19 protein-coding genes are annotated in these 22,585 nt (G+C 62.9%); 4 read left to right on the plus strand and 15 right to left on the minus strand.

What is annotated here, in order from left to right:
- The first annotated feature begins 263 nt into the window (after positions 1-263).
- Positions 264-806, plus strand: coding sequence for a sigma-70 family RNA polymerase sigma factor (locus GQ59_RS11235; protein ID WP_037081202.1), 543 nt, complete (start codon positions 264-266; stop codon positions 804-806).
- Positions 803-1,519, plus strand: coding sequence for an anti-sigma factor (locus tag GQ59_RS11240; protein WP_037081204.1), 717 nt, complete (start codon positions 803-805; stop codon positions 1,517-1,519). The genes GQ59_RS11235 and GQ59_RS11240 overlap by 4 nt, the downstream gene beginning before the upstream one ends.
- Before the next feature lie 16 nt (positions 1,520-1,535).
- Here the strand turns inward: GQ59_RS11240 and GQ59_RS11245 are convergent, their stop codons facing one another.
- The 15 genes from GQ59_RS11245 to GQ59_RS11315 all read right to left on the minus strand — a co-directional run bounded on the left by GQ59_RS11245 (position 1,536) and on the right by GQ59_RS11315 (position 18,446).
- Positions 1,536-2,924, minus strand: a complete 1,389-nt coding sequence (locus GQ59_RS11245) for a M20 family metallopeptidase (protein ID WP_037081796.1) — start codon at positions 2,922-2,924, stop codon at positions 1,536-1,538.
- 18 nt (positions 2,925-2,942) lie between these two features.
- Positions 2,943-3,950 carry an ABC transporter ATP-binding protein gene (locus GQ59_RS11250; protein ID WP_037081206.1) on the minus strand — a complete coding sequence of 336 codons (1,008 nt, stop codon included), beginning with the start codon at positions 3,948-3,950 and terminating at the stop codon, positions 2,943-2,945.
- Positions 3,947-4,936 (minus strand): ABC transporter ATP-binding protein, encoded by a 990-nt coding sequence (locus GQ59_RS11255; RefSeq protein ID WP_037081208.1) that lies wholly within the window; start codon positions 4,934-4,936, stop codon positions 3,947-3,949. Before GQ59_RS11255 ends, GQ59_RS11250 begins: the two co-directional genes overlap by 4 nt.
- Positions 4,933-5,877, minus strand: coding sequence for an ABC transporter permease (locus GQ59_RS11260; RefSeq protein WP_051903910.1), 945 nt, complete (start codon positions 5,875-5,877; stop codon positions 4,933-4,935). Before GQ59_RS11260 ends, GQ59_RS11255 begins: the two co-directional genes overlap by 4 nt.
- The gene (locus GQ59_RS11265) at positions 5,874-6,845 is read right to left on the minus strand and encodes an ABC transporter permease (RefSeq protein WP_037081209.1); all 972 of its coding nucleotides are present in this window, start codon (positions 6,843-6,845) and stop codon (positions 5,874-5,876) included. Before GQ59_RS11265 ends, GQ59_RS11260 begins: the two co-directional genes overlap by 4 nt.
- 10 nt (positions 6,846-6,855) lie before the next feature.
- The gene (gene argE / locus GQ59_RS11270; RefSeq protein WP_051903911.1) at positions 6,856-8,010 is read right to left on the minus strand and encodes an acetylornithine deacetylase; all 1,155 of its coding nucleotides are present in this window, start codon (positions 8,008-8,010) and stop codon (positions 6,856-6,858) included.
- Positions 8,010-9,614, minus strand: a complete 1,605-nt coding sequence (locus tag GQ59_RS11275; RefSeq protein WP_037081211.1) for an ABC transporter substrate-binding protein — start codon at positions 9,612-9,614, stop codon at positions 8,010-8,012. The genes argE and GQ59_RS11275 overlap by 1 nt, the downstream gene beginning before the upstream one ends.
- 321 nt (positions 9,615-9,935) lie before the next feature.
- Entirely contained in the window at positions 9,936-11,897 is a 1,962-nt protein-coding gene (locus tag GQ59_RS11280) for a 3-hydroxyacyl-CoA dehydrogenase NAD-binding domain-containing protein (RefSeq protein ID WP_037081213.1), read from the minus strand.
- Positions 11,898-11,904: 7 nt separating this feature from the next.
- Positions 11,905-12,300, minus strand: coding sequence for a RidA family protein (locus GQ59_RS11285; protein ID WP_037081215.1), 396 nt, complete (start codon positions 12,298-12,300; stop codon positions 11,905-11,907).
- Positions 12,278-12,709, minus strand: coding sequence for an acyl-CoA thioesterase (locus GQ59_RS11290; RefSeq protein WP_037081216.1), 432 nt, complete (start codon positions 12,707-12,709; stop codon positions 12,278-12,280). Before GQ59_RS11290 ends, GQ59_RS11285 begins: the two co-directional genes overlap by 23 nt.
- Positions 12,710-12,717: 8 nt before the next feature.
- Complete coding sequence (locus GQ59_RS11295; protein ID WP_037081217.1) at positions 12,718-13,893, minus strand: acyl-CoA dehydrogenase family protein; 1,176 nt, start codon at positions 13,891-13,893, stop codon at positions 12,718-12,720.
- Positions 13,893-14,735 (minus strand): enoyl-CoA hydratase family protein, encoded by an 843-nt coding sequence (locus tag GQ59_RS11300; protein WP_037081219.1) that lies wholly within the window; start codon positions 14,733-14,735, stop codon positions 13,893-13,895. The genes GQ59_RS11295 and GQ59_RS11300 overlap by 1 nt, the downstream gene beginning before the upstream one ends.
- Positions 14,736-14,794: 59 nt before the next feature.
- Positions 14,795-15,241: a cupin domain-containing protein gene (locus GQ59_RS11305; RefSeq protein WP_037081221.1), complete on the minus strand. Its 447-nt coding sequence runs from the start codon at positions 15,239-15,241 to the stop codon at positions 14,795-14,797.
- A 42-nt stretch (positions 15,242-15,283) separates the two neighbouring features.
- Positions 15,284-16,096 (minus strand): SDR family NAD(P)-dependent oxidoreductase, encoded by an 813-nt coding sequence (locus GQ59_RS11310; protein WP_037081223.1) that lies wholly within the window; start codon positions 16,094-16,096, stop codon positions 15,284-15,286.
- A gap of 10 nt (positions 16,097-16,106) precedes the next feature.
- A complete protein-coding gene (locus tag GQ59_RS11315; protein WP_037081225.1) occupies positions 16,107-18,446 on the minus strand; it encodes a bifunctional salicylyl-CoA 5-hydroxylase/oxidoreductase in 2,340 nt (779 codons plus the stop codon).
- Between the two features lie 297 nt (positions 18,447-18,743).
- On the opposite strand from GQ59_RS11315, the gene GQ59_RS11320 reads away from it, so the two are divergent.
- Together GQ59_RS11320 and GQ59_RS11325 are read left to right on the plus strand one after the other, a co-directional pair.
- Complete coding sequence (locus GQ59_RS11320; protein WP_037081227.1) at positions 18,744-20,900, plus strand: ferredoxin family protein; 2,157 nt, start codon at positions 18,744-18,746, stop codon at positions 20,898-20,900.
- Positions 20,901-20,903: 3 nt separating this feature from the next.
- Positions 20,904-22,451, plus strand: coding sequence for an indolepyruvate oxidoreductase subunit beta family protein (locus GQ59_RS11325; RefSeq protein WP_051903912.1), 1,548 nt, complete (start codon positions 20,904-20,906; stop codon positions 22,449-22,451).
- The last annotated feature ends 134 nt before the right edge of the window (positions 22,452-22,585 follow it).

Consider the following 22,585-nt stretch of genomic DNA (forward strand, 5'->3'; position numbering starts at 1 on the left):
AGGGGTGAAGGCGCTTGTGCCACGAGGGATTAGCGCTTTGCTGATCGCCTTGGCCTTCACCCTTTCCGAAAAGCAGGCAGGCTTTGCCGGTCCTTGACACCGCCCGATGCCCTGGCGAGCAGCGGTGATCCTGACGAGGCAAAGGCATCGCGGGATATCGGCTGCGGCAGATTAAAGATCCTGCTGCGGGTTTTGCGGCGAAGGTGCCTTGTTTTTCGAGGTCGGCGTTCTCTATAAGTGGTGGACGGCGAGGTTCTTTCCGAATGCAAAGCAATGAGATCGCGGCTCTGGTCAATCGCGTGGCGATGGGTGATCGCAAAGCGTTCGCGTCGCTGTATAATGCGACGAGCCCGAAACTATTTTCGATCTGCCTCCGTATCTTGAAAGACAGGGCCGACGCGGAAGAAGCGCTCCAGGAAATCTATGTCAGGGTCTGGCAGCGCTCCAGGACTTTTGCCGTGGATGCCGGTTCGCCCTCCGCCTGGTTGGCGGCGATCGCGCGCAATCATGCGATCGATATCCTCCGGGCCAGGAAGCCTGTCGCCGAAGACCTTGACGATGCATACGACCTTGCCGACGACGGCACGCTCGATCCCGAACAGCAGGCGGCCAATGCGGATGAAGGCCGTCGCATCGACAGGTGCATGCAAGAACTCGACTCCGTGCATGCGCGTGCGGTTCGACGTGCCTATGTGGAAGGTTTGAGTTATCTTGAACTGGCGGAAGAATTGAAGGTGCCGTTGAATACGGTGCGCACGTGGCTGCGCCGGAGCCTTCTGAAATTGAGAGAGTGCATGGAGCGATGACGTCGGGCGAACAAAGTCAGGGCAGGCGACCGCAGGACGAGATCCTGGCCGGCGAATATGTGCTCGGCGTCCTGTCGCTCGAGGCCCGCCGCGCCGTGGAGCAGCGGATCGCCAATGACCGCGCTTTTGCCCGGATCGTCGAGCGGTGGCAGGCGGACCTCGCCTCATTCAACGACGACTATGAGGACGTGGAGCCGAGCCGGGCGATTTTCGGCCGGATCGAAACGCGGCTCTTCGGCCCCGCCCGGGTTGCTCGGCCCTCATGGGGCCTGTGGAATTCCGCGCTCTTCTGGCGGCGGCTCTCATTCGCCACGACGGCGGTTGCTGTGGCTGCCGTTATCTATGCATCGGGCGTGATCCCAGGGCCGCAGGGATCCGCGCCGCTGGTGGCGGAACTCTCCTCGACCGATAGCCAGATCAACCTGCTCGCCTCCTACGATGCCGGAAACGGGCGTTTGCGGATCGTGCCGGTCGCGGCCGGCGGCCGCGAAGAGAAATCGCTGGAGCTCTGGCTGGTGCCTGGAAGCGGCAACCCGCGGTCTCTCGGCGTCTTTGAGCCGGATCAGGCAGGAGAGCTCGTGATACCTGCCGATATGCGTCGCAACATGACCGAGGGCGCGACGCTTGCCGTCAGCCTCGAACCGTTCGGCGGCTCGCCGACCGGTGTGGCGACCGGTCCTGTCGTGGCGAGCGGCGCCGTGCGCAGGCCCTGACGCCGAAAGCGGAAGGTCAGGCCGCGGTCTCGCCGATATCCCAATAGAGCCCCGCCATCATCGCGAGCCCTTCGCGGACGATCGAGATCGGCAAGTGTTCGTTCGGGGCGTGCTGCAGGCAGCCCGGATAGGAATGCGGGATCCAGATGGTCGGGAGGCCGAGCAGATCCGAGAAAATGTTGTTCGGCAGCGAGCCGCCGAGATTGGGCAGGATCGCTAGCGGAGTGCCGAGCGTCTTTTCGATCGAGGCCACGACGCGTCTGACCCATGGATGATCGGGATCGAGGCGGCTGGCGAGGAAGATCGCATCGGTCGGGTCCTTGACCACGACCCGGTCGTAACCGGCATCGATCAGCGCCTTGCGGACGGCCGGGACCACCGCATCCGGATCGACACCGACCGGGAAGCGGAGCTGCATGCGGGCGCGGGCCTTGGGCGGGATGGCGTAGAGCGGCTGGGCAAGGTTGCCGCATTCCATTTCCATCACCTCGAAGGAGCTCCAGGCAAAGACCTTTTCTTCCGGCGTCAGGCCCGGCTCGCCCCACCAGGGCTCGATCGGCGGATCGCCGGCGGCGGGCGTGATGTGGCAATCCTTCAGGGCGGTGCGGACATTTTCCGGGATCGAACCCGGCGTCATCTCGGGCACCTTGATCTGACCCGTGCGGCCGACCAGCGCGGTGATCGCGTGGCAGAGTTCGATGCCGGGATTGGAGAGAATGCCGCCCCAGTTGCCGGAATGCTGAAAACTTTCGCGGGCATTGATTTCCAGGTGGAAGGACATGCCGCCGCGGGCGCCGAGAAAGATGGTCGGCCGGTCGAGAGCGAGGCGAGGGCCGTCTGAGGCGATGAAAACATCTGCCTTCAGCTCGTCCCGATGGGCCGCGCACATTTCCTCCAAGCCCAGCGAGCCGGATTCCTCGCCCATCTCGATCAGGTATTTGAGGTTGAAGCCGAGCGAGCCCTTTGTCGCGAGCAGCGCCTCGACGGCGGCGAGGTTCACGGCGTGCTGGCCCTTGTTGTCAGCCGTGCCGCGGCCGTACCAGGCGCCATTCCTTTCGGTCATCTCGAAGGGCGAGAGGCCTGTCTCCCACTGGCCCTCTAAGCCGGCAACGACATCGCCATGGCCATATTGCAGGACGGTGGTGAAGCTCGGGTCTTCGATGCGTTCGGCAAGCAGAAACGGGCCGGGCGCCGTGTCGTTCTCGTAGATCTTCGTGGTGAAGCCGAGGCGCTCGAAAAAGGGCTGCATGTCTTCGGTGACATAGCGCCAGAGATCCGGCTTGTTGGCGGCGACGCGGCTGGCCGAAGGGATCGCCACGCGCTTGCGCAAGGCTTCCTCGAAGGAGCCGTCATCGAGATAACCGACGGCCTTGTCGATCGTTGCTTGGCGGGAGGCGGTCGTCATCGAGGCATCCTTGGACATTCAGGCGGTCTTGACCTGGGCGGCAGGCGGGAAGACCGATGCGTTGGAGAGGTCGAGATCGAAATGGCAGCGGAACATGCCGTCGGTCTCGGTTGCCTTCTGCGGCGGCACGGTGTTGCGGCAGATATCCTGCGCGAAGGGACAGCGTGTGTGGAAACGGCAGCCGGAGGGCGGGAAGGCCGGGTTCGGCAGCTCGCCGGCGATCGGATGCAGCGACCGATCGCTGGTATCCATGTCCGGTGCGGCGTCGATCAGCAGGCGCGTATAGGGATGGCGTGGCTTGCGGAACAGTTCTTCCGACGTCGCCTCTTCCACGAGTTCGCCGAGATACATGACGCCGATTCGGTCCGCCATGATGCGCACGACCGAAAGATTGTGGGTGATGAACAGGCTGGTGAGATGGAGGTTCTTCTGCAGGTCGCGCAGCAGATTGAGGATCTGCGCCTGCACCGACACGTCGAGTGCCGAGGTCGGTTCGTCGAGGATCAGGAATTCCGGCTCGCCGGCCAGCGCCCGGGCAATGCAGATGCGCTGCCGCTGGCCGCCTGAGAATTCCTGCGGATATTTCTCGGCGTCTGCGGCGGAAAGTCCGACCTGGACCAGCAATTCGTCGACACGGGCGCGGATGGCGGCGCGGCCGTTGCGCAGCTTATGCACCCGGATCGGCTCGGCGATGATGTCCTCGATCGTCCAGCGGCCGTTGAGCGAGGAATAGGGATCCTGGAAGATCATCTGCAGGCGCGGCTTGTTGCCTGATGCGTTCGGCGGGAAACTGATTTCGCCGGATGTCGGCGCCATCAGGCCGGAGACAAGGCGCGCCAGCGTGGACTTGCCGCAGCCGCTTTCGCCGACCAGGCCCATGGTCTCGCCGTAGCGGACGGTGAGGCTGACGTCGCTGACGGCCTTGGTGCCGCCGCTCTCGCTCTTCTTCAGACGCTCGAGAAGGCTCTGGTTGCGGCGATAGACCTTGCTGACATGGTTGAGGATGAGGAAATCGGAAGCGCTCATGCGGTCACCCTTTCCAGCGGATGGAAACAGGAAAAGGCGGAGCTTTTCTCGTGATACAGCGGCGGTATGGTCGCGCGGCAATCGCCTTGCGCGCGGAAACAGCGTGGATTGAAGGCGCAGCCGGGCGGAACCGCACCGAGCCCCGGCATGGCCCCGGGGATCTGGTCGAGCCGCATCTCGCCGGTGGCCGACGGCATCGGCGTCGCGCGGATCAGGCCGCGCGTATAGGGATGTTTCGGCGTGTTGAAGAGCTCGCCGACCGGGCTGATCTCGGCGACGCGGCCGGCATAAAGCACCGCGACGCGATCGGCCATCTTGGCGATGACGCCGAGGTCATGGGTGATCAGCATCATGCTGACATTGCTTTCACGGTGCAGGTCGCGCAGCAGTTCGAGGATATGGGCCTGCACGGAGACGTCGAGGGCCGTGGTCGGCTCGTCGGCGATGACCAGCACGGGGTCGGCGCAGAGCGCAAGAGCGATCACCACGCGCTGGCGCATGCCGCCGGAAAGCTGGTGCGGGAAACGCTTGAACTGGACATCCGGATTGGGCAGGCCGACGCGGTCGAGCCAGTCGAGCGCCCTCTTCCTCGTCTGGCTGCCGCCGAGCTTCAGATGCGCCTGGATGGTGTCGCAGAGCTGCTGGCCGATCGTGATCACCGGGTTGAGGCTGGTCATCGGGTCCTGGAAGACGAAACCGATCCGGCCGCCGCGCACGCTGCGCATCGCTTTCGGGGAAAGCTGGTCGAGCCGGGTGCCGGCAAGGGTGATGGTGCCGCCGGTGCGTTTCAGCGGGGGCACCAGGAGATCGATGATCGCAGCGCCGGTGATCGACTTGCCGGCGCCGGATTCGCCGACGATGCCGAGCACCTCGCCGGGATTGACGAAAAAGGACACCTTGTCGAGCGCGGTGACCAGCCGGCCGTCGCGGTTGATGGTGACGGTGAGATCGCGGACGTCGAGGAGCGGTGCGGTTGCATTGATCATGAGCGGCCCCGCAGGCGCGGATTGTAGACGTCGCGCAGGTGGTCGCCGAGGATATTTACCGAGACGACGAAGAGGACGAGGATCAGGCAGGGCCAGACCGAGATCCACCATTCGCCCGACTGCAGGAAATTGTTGCCGTTGCGGATCAGCGTGCCGAGCGACGGCGAGGTGACTGGAATGCCGATGCCGAGGAAGCTCAAGGTCGCCTCGGTGATGATGGCGATGCCGAGATTGATGGTGGCGATGACCAGAACCGGGGCCATGACGTTCGGCAGGATATGCAGGACGATGATCGCGAGATTGCTGCGACCGGTGATGCGGGCGGCCGAGACATAGTCCTGATCGCGCTCGATCATCACGGAAGAGCGGATGGTGCGGGCATACTGGACCCAGAAGGCGATGCCGATGGACATCACCACGATCGCGATCGCCGTGCCGACGCTGCGCTCGGTGCCGAGTGCTGCACGCGCCGCACCGTCGATGATCATCGCGAGCAGCAGGGCCGGGTAGGCAAGCTGCACGTCCGCGACGCGCATGATGAAGGCATCGACCCGGCCGCCGACGAAACCGGCGATCAGGCCAAGGCTGCCGCCGAGGACGAGGCCGATGGTGACCGACAGGAAGCCGACGATGATCGAGGTGCGCATGCCATAGGCCATGGCGGTGATCAGGTTGCGGCCCTGGTCGTCGGTGCCGAGCGGGAAATCCGGAGAGCCGTCCGCCATCCATGCCGGCGGAATGAAACTGTCCAGCACCGACATTCCGGAGAATTCGAACGGGTTCAGCGAGAACAGCGGCACGACGAAAGCGTAGATCAGCAGTGCGAAGATCACGATTGCGCAGAGCGTTGGGCCGGGTGCTTTGCGGATGGCGCGCAGAAGCTTGGTGCTTCTGCTGCGGCGAATGGGGCCGGCCGCGGGAGTGTTGACGACAGGCGTCATGATTGCCTCCTCAACACGCGGGCGTCGATCAGCGGATAAAGCAGTTCGACGATGAGATTGATGACCATGAAGACCAGGCCGACGAAGATCAGGTAGATGGCGATGACCGGAATGTCGGCACCCTGGATCGATTGCAGGAAGAGCGAGCCGAGGCCCGGCCAGGCGAAAACGTTTTCCGTCACCACCGAAAAGGCGATGATATTGCCGAGCTGGAGGCCGAGCATGGTGATGACCGGCAGCAGCGTGTTCTTGATGGCGTAGACATACCAGATGCGCGCTTCGGACAGACCGCGGGCGCGGGCAAAGCGGATGTGTTCGCTCTGGCCGACTTCCATCAGCTGGGTGCGCAGCATGCGGATAATGAAGGCGACCTGGAAGGTGGAAAGTGTCGCTGCCGGCAGGAAGATCGCCCGCCAGCCGGAGACGGTGAGAAGCCCGGTCTTCCAGAAGCCGAGATCGACCACCGTGCCGCGTCCGAACGAGGGGAGCAGGCCGAGCTGGACCGAAAACACCGCGATCAGCAGGATGCCGACGACGAAATTCGGGAGCGTGATGCCCGCGGTCGAGATCAGCATGATGAAGCGGCCGAACAGCGAGTTCGGGTTGACGCCGCAATAGATGCCGGCCGGCACGCCGACCACGATGGTGATCAGCAGGCTGACGAAGGCGAGCTCTACGGTGGCGGGCAGCCGTTCGGCGATCAGGTTGGCGACCGGATCCTGGGTGCGATAGGAAAAGCCGAAATCGCCCTGCAGCATGTTGCCGATGAAATGCAGGAAGCGCGTCCAGAGCGGCTGATCGAGGCCAAGCTTGGCGATCAGTTCCAGCCGCTCGTTGACGGTCGCGTCGGCGGAGAGGAGGGCCGCCAGCGGGTCGCCGATATTGGCGACCAGCAGGAAGGCGATGAAGCTGATCACCAGCAGGACGATAATCGTCTGCACGATCCGTGACGCGGCATAATTCAGCACGACAAATTCCTTAGCAGCAGCTATCCCCGAGCCGATCGAGGAAGATGGCGCATTTCTCGAGCTCGGAAATCGCAACCGATTCGTCCGGCTGATGGGCGTCGGCGATATCGCCCGGACCGATGACGACCGAGGGGACGCCAGCGATCTGGAAAATGCCCGCTTCCGTGCCATAGGAAACATAGCGGGGTTCGGTGCGGCCGAGAAGCGCCAACAGTTCCGCATCGAGCGTCGGATCGCTATTGGGTTTGAGGCCCGGGATGCTGGCCTGGACGTCGAAGACGATGCCGCAGGACGGATCGATCGCCTTCATGGCCGGCTCGAGCTTTTCGGCGGCAAAACGCTTCATGCGGTCCAGCACGTCATAGGTATTCTGGCCCGGAATAAGGCGCATCTCCCAGAAGAACTCGCAGTTTTCGGAGACGATATTGCCGTGCAGGCCGCCCCTGATGACGGTGACCTGGGTTGTCGAATAGGGCGGGTCGAGTCCTTCGAACCGCGGGCCATTGCGCATGTCCTCGCGGATGCGGTTGATCTCGGCGATCATGTCGCCGGCGACCATGACGGCGTTGACATAGCGGTCCGGCTGCGAGGAGTGTCCCGGCTTGCCCTTGATGCGGCACCAGCCGATCAGGCCGCCCTTGTGGGCCGCGATCATGTCCATGCTGGTCGCTTCGCCGATGACGGCAAGACGCGGCTTCAGGTCGCTCTGGCCGACCCATTCGGCCATCGAGCCGACGCCGGTGCAGCCGACTTCCTCGTCATAGGAAAAGGCGAGGTGGACAGGCTTCTTGAGGTTCTTGGCGGCAATGCCGGGCACGGTCGCCAGACAGCAGGCGAGGAAGCCCTTCATGTCGGTGGCGCCGCGGCCGATCAGGCGGCCGTTCTCTTCCCTCAGCGTCCAGGGATCGCCGGTCCAGGCCTGGCCTTCGGTCGGCACCACGTCCGTGTGGCCGCTGAAGATGATGCCACCGGGCGCTTCCGGGCCGATCGTGATCAGCACGTTTGCCTTGTCGCCTTCGGGGTTTGCAAAGCGCCGGACACGCCCCCCGAAGGGGGCGGTCTGGGCTTCGACATATTCGATCAGATCGAGATTGGAAACGGCGCTGACCGTGGGATAAGACACGAGGTGGCCAAGCTGCCTCGTTATATCGGATGCAATCGTCATTATTTCACCGTGAAATAACGCAGCGGATAGGCAAGGTCGGCCGGCTGGACGACGGTGACATTGTCCTTCACGCCCCAGAGAATGTTCAACTGGTGGAGCGGAATGAAGGCGACATCCGCTTTCATGAGTTTGAAGGCCTGGGTGATATAGCCGGTGCGCTTGGCCTGGTCGGTCTCCTTGCCGATCAGGTCGATCAACTTGTCGACTTCCGGATTGGAATAGCCGCCGATGTTGAAGGCGCCGAGGCCGCTCTTGGGATCGCGGGTGGCTGCGATCGAGGTCAGGAAGATGTGCGCGTCATAGGTGGCCGGCGAATAACCGAGCATCGCCATGCTGGTATTGTATTCCGGTGGATTGACCTGGGTCGCCCATTTGGCGGTCGGCTGGGCGCGCGGATCGACCTTGATATTGATGCGGGCAAGCGAGGCGGCGACCGCAAGGCAGGTCGCCTCGTCGTTCATGAAACGGTCGCTGGTGCAGTCCAGCGTGACGGAGAAACCGTTTTCATAGCCGGCTTCCTTCATCAGCGCCTTGGCCTTGTCGACGTCCGGCTTGACAGGTGCGCCGAGGGCGGCGTCGAAGCCGTTGACTTCCTTGCCGATCGGCAGGCCGACCGGGACCGAGAAATTGCGCATGATGCGCTTCTGGATCGCGCCGGTGTCGATCGCCAGTTCCATCGCCTGGCGGACCTTCAACTCCTTGAAGGGGTTCTTGGTCTTTTCGCTGCCGAAGATCAGGCTGTCGCGGGCGACGTCGGGCTGGATGTAGATGGTGCGAAGGTCGGGACCCGCCTGCATGTGCAGCTTCGGATCGTTCTCGATGCGCTCGGCATCCTGAGGCGGCACGCCGTCGATCATGTCGACTTCGCCGGAGATGAGTGCGGATACGCGCGTGGACGGATTGGGGATCACGAAGAACGTCGCATTGTCGATATTGCCGGTCTTCTTGTCCCACCAGCCGGCGTTCGGTGCAAAGACCGTCTTCACGCCCGGATCCCGCTCCTTGATGACGTAGGGGCCGGTGCCCATGGCATTGCGGTTCGCGAAGGTTTCGGTCGCGTTGTTGGCGGCGCCCGGCTGCACGGTGTTGTTCGCTTCGGCCCATTCCTTGTCCATGATGTACCAGTTGGTGATCTGGTTCGGCAGGATCGGGTTGATGGCGCGGGTCTTGATGCGGATCTTGTGGTCGTCGACCTTCTCGATGGAGGCGATCGAATTGAGGTTCGCCTTGATGCCGCCGGCCTGGCCGCGGGTCAGCGAGAAGACCACGTCATCGGCCGTAAAGGCGTTCCCGTTCGAAAATTTCACGTCCTTGCGGAGGTTGAATTCCCAGGTCGTGCCGTCGATCTGTTTCCAGTCGGTCGCAAGTGCCCCCTCGATCTTCTGCTCTGCGTTACGGCGCACAAGCGGCTCGTAGACATTGGCAAGAACGGCGAAGATCAGCGTATTCGAAACCGCATGTGGATCGAGCGTATAGGCATCGAGCGGGCCGGCGAACTTGAAATCCGCTGCCTGGGCCATGCTGCCAAGCGGAGCGGCAATCGCGGCTGCGGCGATCGTGCCCAGCAGCGTCTTACGTTTGAATGCGGAAAACGAGAAAGACATCATGATCTCCTAAGCGCGACACGAGACAGTCGGAATACGGGACAACGATGCAGCAGATATTTTATAGTTAAAATATCTCGACGGAGCGAGCTCTGGAAGTGTGAGCATGCAGCGTTCCCTGTCGTTGTTGTCGGTGCCTACTTGCGAGGCTTGAGCAAACAATAGGCGATTTAAGGAAACATGCAAGCATGTTTGATCAAATGAGCGTAACTCTTTTGGGTGGACAAATCACGGGCATGCGGACGAGTTTCCGCACCCTATCGCGGATCAAGATATTACAGATATTTCAGGCGGTTAGCTATCAAACGCTACTTGGCGTGCTCAAGCTCTGGCAAACATCGGGCCGCCCCTATGGGCCGGGAAGCCGTAGCCGTTGATCATCACCAGGTCGATATCGCTGGCTCGCGCGGCGATCCCTTCCGTCAGCAATGCCTCGCCTTCCAGAGCCATTGCGGCAAGCATCCTGTCGACAATCTCTCTCTTCGAGAATGCGCGTGGAGTGATGCCCTTTCTGGCTCGCGCGGCTTCTATGATTGCGGTGACCTCCGGGTCGATGGTGCGCTTGCCCTCCGGATAAGCGTACCAGCCGCGACCGGTTTTCTGGCCCAGGCGACCCGCCTCGCAGAGCGTATCGGCAATCTCGACATAACGCATGGAGGGATCGCGGGTGGCTGCCTGCCGCTTGCGGCGGGCCCAGGCGATTTCGAGGCCGGCCATGTCGTAGACGGCGAACAAGCCCATAGGGAAACCGTAGTCTTCCAGCGCAGCGTCGATCTCGTGCGGCAGGGCCCCGTCTTCCAGCAGGAACTCGGCTTCGCGGCGATAGGCAGAAAAGATGCGGTTGCCGATGAAGCCTTCGGTGACGCCGGTGACGACCGGCAGTTTGCGCAGCTTCTTGGCCACCGCCAGCCCCGTCGCCAGCACAGCCGGCGCGGTCCTGGCGCAACGCACGACTTCCAGGAGGCGCATCACATGGGCGGGCGAGAAGAAGTGCAGGCCGAGCACCCGTTCCGGATGGGCGGTTGCAGTGGCGATCTCGTCCGGGTTCAGGTAGCTGGTATTGGTCGCCAGCACGGCATCCGGGCGGATGACCTTGTCGAGACGCTGGAAGAGATCGGTCTTGACGGCGAGATCGTCGAACACGGCTTCGACGACGAGATCGCAAGGCGCGAGATCGACATCTTCCGCGGTCACGGAAAGCCGCGCCTTCTGGGCTTCGAAGCCGGTTTGGTCGAGGCGACCCGAGGCGACGTTGCGTTCCAGCAGGCCGATGATGCGCTCGCGGCCCTTTTCGGCAGCTTCGACAGTCTGGTCGAGGCCGATCACCGAATAACCGGCACCAAGGGCGGCAACGGCGATGCCGCTGCCCATGAGGCCAAGGCCGCAGATGCCGATCGTCCTGACCGGGCGAGGTTCGATCCCTTCCAAGCCTTCGACCTTGGAAGATTCCCGTTCGGCGAAAAAGACATGGCGAAGGGCAGCAGCCTCGCGGCTGTCGCGGAGCGCGAGGAATGTGGCACGTTCGTCCGACAGGCCTTCGGCCAGCGGGCGATTGGACGAGGTGACAAGCCTGACCGCTTCCGCGGGCGCCTTCTGGCCGCGCGCCTTCGCGAGGATCTTGACTGAAGCCTTTTCGATCTCGGCCGGATCGGCTGTGGCGACGTTCAGTTCGCCCGTTCGGCGGAGGGGCTTGCCGGCGAGCGCCAATGCCGCGGATATTGCGGCCTCGACGAGATCGCCCCCGGTTACCTCGTCGATAATCTTGAGCTTCAGGGATTCCTCGGTCTTCACCGAGCGTCCGGAGGTGATCAGGTCGAGTGCCGCCGGGATGCCGACCAGGCGCGGCAGGCGTTGCGTGCCGCCGGCGCCGGGTACAATGCCGAGTTTGACTTCGGGCAAGCCGACCTGTGCTGCCGGAGAAGCCACGCGATGGTGGCAGGCAAGTGCTACTTCGAGACCGCCGCCGAGTGCCGCGCCATTGAGTGCCGCAACGACCGGCTTTGACAGGCCTTCGATCTTGTCGATGACCGCCGGCAGGGTCGGTTCCATGGCGGGCTTGCCGAATTCCTTGATGTCGGCGCCGCCGATGAACGTCTTTCCCGCGCCGGTGACGACGACACCGGTCACATCGTCGGCCGTTTCGGCGTGGGTGAGCGCCTTTTCCAGCCCGCTGCGGACATCGACGGACGTGGCGTTGACCGGCGGATTGTCGATCGTGACGACCAGAACTCCGTTGCGGGTCGCGGCTGAAACCGTGGCGGAAAATTCGGTCGTCTTGCTCATGACTGCCTCAGGCCGGAATGACGGCGGTGGCCTGGATCTCGATCTTGGCGCGGTCTTCCACCAGCGCCACGACCTGCATGGCGGCCATGGCCGGGAAATGCTTGCCGATGATCTCGCGATAGACCTGACCGATGCCCTTGAGGTTGCCGAGATATTCGGCCTTGTCGGTAAAATACCAGGTCATGGTGGTGATGTGCTGCGGGCCGGCGCCGGCCTCGGCCAGCACGGCGACGACGTTCTGCAGCGTCTGCTTGACCTGGCCGACGAAATCGTCGGTTTCGAACTGGCATTGGCCGTTCCAGCCGATCTGCCCGCCGACGAAGATCTGGCGGCCGTTGGCGGCGACGCCGTTGGCGTAACCGATCGGTTTTGCCCAGCCTTCAGGCTGCAGGATGGTGTGCATTGTTCTTCTCCAAATGCTGTGTCAGCGCTAAGCGCATATCGTCGGGCCAGGGTAAGGCCTTGTGGGTTTCGTTCGATGTGGCGACCAGCCGCTGCCTGGCGGTCCAGAGCAGCCGGTCGTCCGCCCGCACCTCGTATTCGAGATCGGCGGAACTGTTGCCGATCCGCATAACCTTGATGGTGAAATCCATCATGTCGCCATGGTAGCCCGGGCTCTTGAACGCGACGTCCAGCGTCACGGTCGGCACGCCGATCTTGCGGCGACTGATCATGTCCGGCCAGGGCGAGCCGATCGCGCCGAAAAATTCCTCGCAGACGCCGACCATGATGCTCAGATATGACGGGAAATAGGCGATGCCGGAGGGATCGCAATCTCCAAAGTTCAGTCGGCGGGACGTCGTGTAAGCCATGGTCGTCTTCAGGCCTTCAACAGTTCGCGGGCGATGATGAGCTTCTGGACCTCGGTCGCGCCCTCATAGATGCGCAGCGCCCGGATCTCCCGGTAGAGGCTCTCGGTGATCTCGCCGCTCTTCACGCCGCGGCCGCCAAAGATCTGCACCGCCCGGTCGATGACGCTTTGGGCGTTCTCCGTCGCGACCATCTTGGCCATCGCGGCCTCCTTGGTGGTCGGCAGGCCCTGCACGTCGCGACGCCACGCGGCCCGGTAGGTGAGAAGCGCGCCGGCGTCGATCTGGGCTGCCATGTCGCCGAAGGCGGCTTGTGTCAGCTGCAGGTCGGACAGGTGATTGCCGAACATCGGCCGCGCCTTGGCATAGGCGAGCGCCTCATCCAGCGCCCGCTTGGCGAAACCGAGAGCCGCTGCTGCGACGGAGGCTCGGAAAATGTCCAGAGTCCGCATGGCGATCTTGAAGCCTTCACCCGGCGCGCCGAGCAGGCGCGAAGCCGGGATGCGGCAATTCTCGAAGCGGATCGTTGCCAGCGGATGCGGGGCTATCACATCGATGCGCTCGGCGATCGAGAAGCCGGGATCGTCGGCGAACACCACGAAGGCGGAGATGCCGCGCGTGCCGGGCGCTTCGCCGGTGCGGACGAAAACGGTGTAGACATCGGCGATGCCGCCGTTGGAGATCCAGGTCTTTTCGCCGTCGAGAACGTAATGGTCGCCGTCCTTCAGGGCCGCGCAGGCCATGGCGGCGACATCCGAGCCGGCTTCCTTCTCCGACAGCGCAAAGGCGGAGATCCATTCGCCCGACTGTGCTTTCGGCAGAACCGTATGGCGAAGCTCTTCAGAACCGGACAGGCCGATGGCGCCGGTGCCGAGGCCCTGCATGGCGAAGGCGAAGTCGGCAAGGCCGTCATGCCAGGCGAGTGTTTCCCGGGTCAGGCAGGCGGCGCGGCTGTCGATCGGCTGGCTGCCGCCGGCACCGGTCGCGGCATCCAGAAGGCCGGCCTGTCCGAGCGTCTTGACGATCGCCCGGCAGGCATTGTCGGTATCGGAATGGTCGATATGGCTCAGCGCGCCGGATGCCGCGAAGGCATCCAGTTTCTCGGCGAGCGCCTTGTGGCTCTTGTCGAAGAACGGCCAGTCGAGGAAATCGCGCGCCGGTCCTTTGAGCGTCGTGGGGTTGGCCATCAGTCGCCCTCGAACACCGGCTTGCGCTTTTCGGCGAAAGCCTCGAAGGCGCGGCGGAAATCCTTGGTCGCCATGCAGATCGCCTGGGCCTGGGCTTCCGATTCGATCATCTCCTCGATGCCCATCGCCCATTCCTGGTTCAGCATGGTCTTGGTCATCGTGTGTGCGAACCACGGACCGTCCGCCAGCGAATGGGCAAGCTTGACGGCCTCCGCCTCGACCGCGTCCTGCGGGTGAAGGGCGTTGAAAAAGCCCCATGCCCGGCCTTCATCGGCGCTCATCGAACGGCCGGTGAAGAGCAGTTCCGCGGCGCGGCCTTGGCCGATGATGCGGGGCAGGATTCCGCAGGCGCCCATGTCTGCTCCGGCAAGGCCGACGCGGGTGAAGAGGAAGGCGGTCTTGGTTTCGGGTGTCGCCAGCCGCATGTCTGAAGCCATGGCGAGGATCGCGCCTGCCCCCATGCAGATGCCGTCGACGGCAGCCACGATCGGCTGCGGGCATTTCTTCATGGCCTTGACGAGATCGCCGGTCATGCGGGTGAAGGCGAGCAGGTCCGGCATCGCCATATGGGTCAGCGGCTCGATGATTTCGAAGACGTCGCCGCCGGACGAGAAATTGCCGCCGGCACCGGTCAGCACGATCGAGCGGATGTCGGAGGCGTAGACGAGATCGCGAAAAAGATCGCGCAGTTCCGCATAGCTTTCGAAGGTCAGCGGGTTCTTGCGCTCCGGACGATTGAGGCGGACCGTCCCGACGCGGCCGTTTTCGCTCACTTCCCAGAGGAAATGTTTCGGCTGGTAGTCGCGAAAACTGTGCTTCATGTCCTTCATCACGTCACTCATGTTCGTCTCCTCTCCTTTTCATCGACCGGTCCCTTTCAGGCGGCATGACCCCTCCCGGGTCAGTCGTTGGCGGAGGGCGGCAGGAAATCCACCTCGTGCGCGGCGGAAACCTTCACGATCTCCTCCACGTCGGTCATTTCGTGCAGCTCTTCGAAAAGCTGCTGGAGCTTGCGGGCCGGCGAGACCCAGAAGAGTGCCCGGCACGGCTTCTCAGACTTGTTGAAGTATCCGTGAGGAATGCCGCGCGGCATGCGCACCAGATCTCCGGCCTTTGCCTTGACCCATTGGCCGTCGAGCTTCAGATCGAGTTCACCCTCCTGCACGAGGATGAATTCGTCCTGGGTCGGGTGGACATGCACGGGCACGAACTGACCCGGCAGACTGTTGGTTTCAAAGGCGAAGGTGTCGTCGCAGACCGCCTTTGGGAAATAGACCTGGCCGAGGATATTCCAGCTGGTGCCGTTATATCCGCTACCATTCTCGGTTATGCCCTTTTCCAGTTCCATCGTGATCTCCCGGTTTCGTTCCCTGGTTCATGTCGAGGCCGACTAGCCTGCCATGACTTCTCCCCCGGCAACCGCGATCGCCTGTCCGTTGATCGCCGCCGCACCGGGCGATGCCAGCCACAGAACCGTGTTCGCGACTTCCTCCGGCTTCACCAGCCGCCCCTGGGGGTTGTTCCTGGTAAATTCCTGTCGCGCCTGTTCTTCCGTCCGTCCCGTCTTGGCGACGATCGTCTCGATGGAGCGGGCGATCAGCGGCGTGTCCGTGAAGCCGGGGCAGACGGCGTTGACGGTGATGCCGGTCCTGGCAAGTTCCAGCGCCAGGGAACGGGTGAGGCCGACGACGCCATGTTTGGCGGCCACGTAGGCAGAGACGTAGGCATAACCGGTGAGCCCCGCGGTCGAGGCGATATTGATGATGCGGGCGCCTGCGCCAAAAGCCCTGAGGTCCGGCAGCAGGGCCTGGGTCACGAGGAATACGCCGGTGAGATCGACCGACATCACGCGGTTCCACATCTCCAGCGAGGTCTTTTCGAAGGGGGCGCTCGGGCCTTCCCCGGCATTGTTGACGAGGATATCGACAGGACCGAACACGGCTCGTGCCGCCTTCAGGCCGGCGCCGATGGCGATCTCGTCGGTGACGTCGAAACCGGCCGCGACGCAGACCTTGTCCCTGCCAAGCGCGGCGGCAAGCTCCTCCAGAGGCTCGGCCCGCCGGCCGGCCAGGGTCACCCGCGCGCCGGCTTCCACCAGTGCCGTCGCGATCGCCGCGCCGATGCCTGAGCCCGCGCCGGTGACGAGGGCGTGACGGCTGGCAAGACGGGCACTGGCAAGATTGGCAGAGGGCGCTTCGGTCATGACGCGATCCTTATTTCGCTGCCGGGCCGACAGCCGGAGGGGCGGCGGCCGCAGCCCGCGCGAGGTTGGTCTCGTACTGCGCCTTGCCGGAATAATACTGTTTTGGCCAGGGAATGTTCGTCAAGCCGATCTTTGCCGCCTCATGCAGAACCCAGGCCGGATCGGCAAGATGCGGGCGGGCGACGGCGCAGAGATCGGCGCGGCCGGCGGCGATGATCGAGTTCGCATGATCGGCCTCCGAAATCGCGCCGACGGCGATGGTCGGAATGCCGATCTCGTTGCGGATCTTGTCGGAGAAGGGCGTCTGGAAGAGGCGGCCATAGACCGGCTTTTCTTCCTTCCACACCTGGCCGGACGAGCAGTCGATCAGGTCGGCACCGGCATCCTTGAACATCCGCGCGTAGATCGCCGCGTCTTCCGGCGTGTTGCCGCCTTCGAACCAGTCATGGCAGGAGAGACGCACGGAGATCGGCTTGTTTTGCGGCCAGACCTCGCGGACCGCCTTGAAGACCTCCAGCGGGTAACGCGCGCGGTTTTCGTGGCTGCCGCCGTATTCGTCGGTGCGGATATTGGTGAGCGGCGAAAGGAAGCTCGACAGAAGATAACCGTGGGCGCAATGCAGCTCCAACCAATCGGCGCCGGCTTCGGCCGCGAACTTTGCGGAGCGCACATGGTCGGCGATGACACGATCCATGTCGGCGCGATCCATAGGCTTCGGAACCTGGCTGGTCTTGAGGTAGGGCAGAGCAGAGGCCGAGATCAGATCCCAGCCGCCTTCTTCGACCGGCTGGTCGATGCCTTCCCAGGCGACCTTGGTCGAGCCCTTGCGGCCCGCATGGCCGAGCTGGATGCCGACCTTGGCGCCTGAATTGTCATGTACGAAGGTGACGAAGCGTTTCCAGGCGGCCGCCTGTTCCTCGTTCCAGAGGCCGAGGCAGCCGGGAGTGATGCGGGCGTCGGGCGAGACGCAGGTCATTTCCGCGAACACGAGGCCGGCGCCTCCGAGCGCGCGAGAGCCGAGGTGGACCAGATGGAAATCGTCCAGCAGCCCGTCCTTGGCGGAGTACATGGCCATCGGCGACATGACGATACGGTTCGGCAGATGGGTTTCGCGCAGCGAATAGGGTGTGAACATCGGCGGCAGGGTGCGGCTGTTGCCGGTCACCTCGATGCCGTTTTTCCTGGCGAACCAGCGCTCATAACCTTCCAGCCACTTGGGATCCCGCAGCCGCAGGTTTTCGTGGCTGATGCGCTGCGAGCGGGTCAGCATCGAATACATGAACTGTTCCGGCTCAAGCGTATCGGCATAACGCTGGCCGACCACCTCGAACCATTCCATGGCGTTGCGGGCGGCATTCTGGATGCGGGCGACGTCGACGCGGCGGATTTCCTCGTAGGTTTCGAGGACTTCCGGGATCTTGTCCTTGGAATGGCCGAGCTTGTTGAACTGGTTGCTGAGCTCGATCGCGTCATCGATGGCGAGCTTGGTGCCGGAACCGATCGCAAAATGGGCGGTATGGGCGGCATCACCCATCAGCACGACATGCGAGTTGCCGTTGAAATGGCTCCACTTGCCGCAGATCAGGCGGTTGAAGTTGAGCCAGGCGCTGCCGCGCAGATGCCGGGCATTGGTCATCAGTTCCGAGCCCTCGAGGACTTCCGAGAACAGGTTCTGGCAGAAATCGATCGAGCCCTGCTGGTCCATCTGGCCAAGGCCGTGCTTTTCGTAAGCCTCTTCCGTCGTTTCGACGATGAAGGTCGAGGTCTTGTCGTCGAACTTGTAGATATGCGCCTGGAACCAGCCGTGATCCGTCTTGCGGAAGTCGAAGGTGAAGGCGTCGAACAGCTTATTGGTGCCGAGCCAGATATAACGGTTCGGGCGCACGACGAGATCCGGTTCGAAGACCTCCGGATAACGGTTACGGATCTTCGAGTTGAAGCCGTCCGACGCAATGATCAGGTCCGCGTCCGGATAATCGATATCGCCACTGGAATCGGTTTCAAAAACAAGCTCGACGCCAAGCGCCTCGCAGCGGCGCTGCAGGATGTTCAAGAGCTTCTTGCGGCCGATGCCGACAAAGCCGTGGCCGGAGGTTCGCTGGCGCGTGCCCTTGAACAGCAGCTCGATGTCGTCCCAGTGATTGAAGGCGTCCTCGATTTCGGCCGCACTTTCCGGGTCCCACGCCTTCATCGACACCATGGTGGCATCGGAGAAGACCACGCCCCAGCCGAACGTGTCGTAAGGCTTGTTGCGTTCGACGACGGAAATGGAATGCTCGGGATGCAGCTTCTTCATCAGGAGCGCGAAATAGAGGCCGGCCGGGCCGCCACCGATACAGACGATGCGCATATCCAAGTCCTCCTAACGTTCAATCGCTCATTATTTTAAGTTTAAACTATATGGCGTTTGATCGACCCGTCAAGCGGATTTGCGGCAACGCCGGCAGTTTTCATCCGGGATCGACCAAATAATATGCATTAGCATATATATTGATGCACGTTGCTTGCTCCTCGGTCCCGCTCGATGTCCAGCTGAAGCGCCGCTTACTGTTCCGCCGGCATTTGTGAATTGACAAATGGCGGGTACCGAAAATATGCTTTTGCAAATGATTACCGATTGAAGCCGACAAGGCGAAGGGGAACTGCCATGGCCGAGCGATCTTTTGCGCGCGAAGTTGAGGATCTCAAGCTTGGAGAAGGCGAGATTTTTCGTGGGGAAGGCATTCTCGCCATTACCAAGGCGCTGCTGCAATCCGGCGTTTCCTATGTCGGCGGTTACCAGGGCTCACCGATCTCGCATCTGATGGACGTACTGGCCGATGCCAAGGACATCATGGAGGATCTCGGGGTTCATTTCGAGACCTCGGCCTCCGAAGCGGCAGCGGCGGCGATGCTGTCTGCCTCGGTGATGTATCCGGTACGCGGTGCCGTGACATGGAAATCCACGGCCGGCACCAATGTCGCGTCGGACGCGCTCTCCAACCTGTCCTCCGGCGGCGTCAATGGCGGCGCGCTGATCATCCTCGGCGAGGATTTCGGCGAAGGTTCTTCGATCATGCAGGAACGCAGCCATGCGTTCGCGATGAAGTCGCAGATGTGGCTTCTCGACCCGCGTCCCAACCTGTCGGCGATGGTTCAGGCCGTGGAGGATGGCTTCCAGCTTTCGGAAGCCTCCAACACCCCTGTCATGCTGGAAGTGCGCATCCGCGCCTGTCACGTGCACGGCCAGTTCGTCGCCAAGGATAACCAGCGGCCAAAGTTCACGCTCCGCGAGGCGCTCGAAAACCCGGTCCGTGACGTCAACCGCATCGTCCTGCCGCCGGCGAATTTCGGGCAGGAGAAGGACAAGCTGGAGCGCCGCTGGCCGGCTGCCGTCAACTTCATCAAGGAGAAGAAGCTCAACGAGTTCTTCGGCCCCGAAGAAGGCGAGATCGGCATCATCACGCTCGGCGGTCTCTATAATGGCGTCATGCGCGGCCTGCAGCAGCTCGGCCTGGCGGATGTCTACGGCAATTCGTCGGTGCCGATCTACGTGATGAACGTCGCCTATCCGACGATCGACGACGAGGTGGTCGATTTCTGTCTCGGCAAGAAAGCCGTGATCATGGTGGAAGAGGGCGCGCCGGAATATGTCGAGCAGACGCTCCATACGCTGATGCGTCGCCGCGATATCCAGACGCGACTGCACGGCAAGGACATCCTGCCGCTCGGCGGCGAATATACCGCGCCCGTGATGATGAAGGGGCTGAAGACCTTCATCGAGATGTACGACCGCCTGCTGCTGGGCAACCAGCCGCCGGTGCCGGATCCGAGCGATGTGCTCAACGATCCAAAAGTGAAGGCTCTGGCCGAAGTCGTGCCGGCGCGTCCGGCCGGTTTCTGTACCGGCTGTCCGGAGCGGCCGATCTTTGCGGCCATGAAACTGGTCGAAAAGGAACTCGGCGAACACCATGTCTCGGCCGATATCGGCTGCCACCTGTTCTCGATCCTGCCGCCCTTCAACATCGGCGGCACGACGATGGGCTACGGTCTTGGTCCCGCTTCTGCTTCCGCCTTCAACGTCGAGGCGGACAAGCGCTCGATCGCCGTCATGGGCGACGGCGGTTTCTGGCACAACGGCCTTGCGACCTCGGTCGGCAATGCGGTGTTCAACAAGCAGGACGGCGTCATCCTCGTCGTCGACAATTTCTATTCTGCGGCGACCGGCGGGCAGGACATCCTGTCGTCACGGGCGATCAACCCGAACCGCAAGACCAACAACTCGATCGTCAACGCGGTGAAGGGTATCGGCGCCACCTGGGTGCGCCAGATCGACCGCACCTACGACGTCGCCAAGATGCGCGATACGCTGAAGGAAGCGCTGACGAGCAAGGAAAAAGGCCCGAAGATCATCGTCGCCTCTTCAGAATGCATGCTGAACAAGCAGCGCCGCGTGAAGCCGCAGTTCAACCAGGCGGTCAAGGACGGCAAGCGCATGGTGAAGGAGCGTTTCGGGGTGGACGAGGACGTCTGCACCGGCGATCACGCCTGCATCCGGCTTTCCGGTTGCCCGTCGCTGTCGGTCAAGCACACGGACGATCCCTTGAAGGACGATCCGGTTGCGGCGATCGACAATAGCTGCGTCGGCTGCGGCAATTGCGGCGAGGTCTCGGAAGCCGCCGTTCTATGTCCTTCGTTCTATCGCGCCGATGTGATCATGAATCCGACCAGCTGGGACAAGTTCCTCTCGAAATTCCGCGCTTCGGTGATCGGCTGGCTGCAGGCCCGCCGTGCCGCCGGCCGCGTCGTTTTCGCGGAGGCTTGATCGATGAACGAGACCGTGAACCTCAAGACGCTCTATGCTTCCGACAAGCCGCTGACGCTGGCGATCATGGCCATGGGCGGCCAGGGAGGCGGCGTTCTGGCCGACTGGATCGTCGGCCTTGCCGAAGAGCAGGGCTGGATGGCGCAGTCAACCTCGGTGCCGGGCGTTGCCCAGCGCACCGGGGCTACGATCTATTATATCGAGATGCTGCCGGCCCGCGACGGCGTGTCGCCGATCTTCTCGCTGATGCCGACGCCGGGCGATGTGGATGTCGTGCTTGCCGCCGAGTTGATGGAAGCAGGCCGCTCCGTGCTGCGCGGCCTGGTGACGCCGGACAAGACCACGCTGATCGCCTCGACGCACCGTTCCTTCGCGGTCGGCGAAAAGGAAAAGCCGGGCGACGGTATCGGCGATCCGACCGTGGTGATCGGCGCAACCGATTTCGCCGCCAGGCGCATCATCGCCTTCGACATGGATACGCTGGCGACCAAAAACGGCAGCGTGATTTCCGCCTCGATGTTCGGCGCTCTTGCGGCGGCCGATGTGCTGCCTTTCCCGAAGGAAGCTTTCGAGGCGACCATTCGCGGCGGCGGCAAGGGTGTCGAGCCGAGCCTGCGTGCCTTCAATGCCGCCTATGAGCGTACCAAGGCTAAGCCGCGGGACGAAGTCACCGCCTCGGCGCCGAAGCGTTTCGACGTCATGCCGGAAACCGCCGGCCATCCCGACCTCGATCGGCTGGTGCATCGTATGCGCGCCGAATTCCCCGAGGTCGCCTGGCCGCTGCTGTTTGCTGGCGTTAAGAAACTCACGGACTTCCAGGATCCGGCCTATGCCGGCGAATATCTCGATCGGGTCGGCAAACTTCATGTGCTCGACCGCGCCAATGGGGGCGAGGATCGCGACTATGCCTTCACCGTCCAGTCCGCGAAATACGTCGCCATCGCCATGGCTTACGACGACGTGATCCGCGTCGCGGATCTCAAGACTCGCGGCACCCGGTTCGACCGCGTCGCCAAGGAAGTCGGCGTGAAGCACGATCAGATCCTCTACATGACCGAATACATGCATCCGCGCATGGAAGAGGTGGTTGGGACCATGCCTAAGCGGCTCGGTCTCTGGGTCGAAAACCGACCGAAGGTTTTCGCCTGGCTCGACCGCCGCATCAACAAGGGCCGCCGGGTGCAGACCGGCACGCTGTTCTGGTTCCTGACGCTCTACACACTGGCCGCCTTGCGCCGCATCCGCCGCGGCACGCTGCGTCACGCACGCGAAACCGAGCATCGCGAAGCCTGGCTCGGCGTGGCGACCTCGCTGCTCCCGCGGAATTATGATCTCGCAGTGGAAGTGATCAACAATCGCCGGCTGGTGAAGGGTTATTCCGATACCCATGCACGCGGGCTCTCGAAGTTCGACCGGGTGATGTCGGCGCTGACGAGCCTCACAGATCGGGAAGACGGCGCGGCCTGGATGAAACGCCTGCGTCAGGCGGCACTCCTGGACGAAAACGGAATTGCGCTGGACGGGGCGCTGAAGACCGTGTCCACGCTTTGAACAGGCTTGGAATGGACATCGGCCGAGCGCGGTCTCGCGGCGGCGCGTCATCTGGCTCCGGACAGCGGTCGTCTGCGCCTGTGTCTACCCTCTGCTTGCGGACGCAAGCGCCGTATTGAGGAGTGCGGCAGCGC

The organism is Neorhizobium vignae, assembly GCF_000732195.1.
Taxonomy (GTDB): Bacteria; Pseudomonadota; Alphaproteobacteria; order Rhizobiales; family Rhizobiaceae; genus Neorhizobium; species Neorhizobium vignae.

Bases quoted from the DNA above. Each gene is read 5' to 3' on its own strand.
- GQ59_RS11235 (WP_037081202.1), top strand. From the start codon at position 264: ATGCAAAGCAATGAGATCGCGGCTCTGGTCAATCGCGTGGCGATGGGT.
- GQ59_RS11275 (WP_037081211.1), bottom strand. From the start codon at position 9,614: ATGTCTTTCTCGTTTTCCGCATTCAAACGTAAGACGCTGCTGGGCACG.
- GQ59_RS11280 (WP_037081213.1), bottom strand. From the start codon at position 11,897: ATGAGCAAGACGACCGAATTTTCCGCCACGGTTTCAGCCGCGACCCGC.
- GQ59_RS11250 (WP_037081206.1), bottom strand. From the start codon at position 3,950: ATGAGCGCTTCCGATTTCCTCATCCTCAACCATGTCAGCAAGGTCTAT.
- GQ59_RS11290 (WP_037081216.1), bottom strand. From the start codon at position 12,709: ATGGCTTACACGACGTCCCGCCGACTGAACTTTGGAGATTGCGATCCC.
- GQ59_RS11295 (WP_037081217.1), bottom strand. From the start codon at position 13,893: ATGGCCAACCCCACGACGCTCAAAGGACCGGCGCGCGATTTCCTCGAC.
- GQ59_RS11240 (WP_037081204.1), top strand. From the start codon at position 803: ATGACGTCGGGCGAACAAAGTCAGGGCAGGCGACCGCAGGACGAGATC.
- GQ59_RS11315 (WP_037081225.1), bottom strand. From the start codon at position 18,446: ATGCGCATCGTCTGTATCGGTGGCGGCCCGGCCGGCCTCTATTTCGCG.
- argE (WP_051903911.1), bottom strand. From the start codon at position 8,010: ATGACGATTGCATCCGATATAACGAGGCAGCTTGGCCACCTCGTGTCT.
- GQ59_RS11245 (WP_037081796.1), bottom strand. From the start codon at position 2,924: ATGACGACCGCCTCCCGCCAAGCAACGATCGACAAGGCCGTCGGTTAT.
- GQ59_RS11310 (WP_037081223.1), bottom strand. From the start codon at position 16,096: ATGACCGAAGCGCCCTCTGCCAATCTTGCCAGTGCCCGTCTTGCCAGC.
- GQ59_RS11320 (WP_037081227.1), top strand. From the start codon at position 18,744: ATGGCCGAGCGATCTTTTGCGCGCGAAGTTGAGGATCTCAAGCTTGGA.
- GQ59_RS11285 (WP_037081215.1), bottom strand. From the start codon at position 12,300: ATGCACACCATCCTGCAGCCTGAAGGCTGGGCAAAACCGATCGGTTAC.
- GQ59_RS11305 (WP_037081221.1), bottom strand. From the start codon at position 15,241: ATGGAACTGGAAAAGGGCATAACCGAGAATGGTAGCGGATATAACGGC.
- GQ59_RS11255 (WP_037081208.1), bottom strand. From the start codon at position 4,936: ATGATCAATGCAACCGCACCGCTCCTCGACGTCCGCGATCTCACCGTC.
- GQ59_RS11260 (WP_051903910.1), bottom strand. From the start codon at position 5,877: ATGACGCCTGTCGTCAACACTCCCGCGGCCGGCCCCATTCGCCGCAGC.
- GQ59_RS11300 (WP_037081219.1), bottom strand. From the start codon at position 14,735: ATGAGTGACGTGATGAAGGACATGAAGCACAGTTTTCGCGACTACCAG.
- GQ59_RS11325 (WP_051903912.1), top strand. From the start codon at position 20,904: ATGAACGAGACCGTGAACCTCAAGACGCTCTATGCTTCCGACAAGCCG.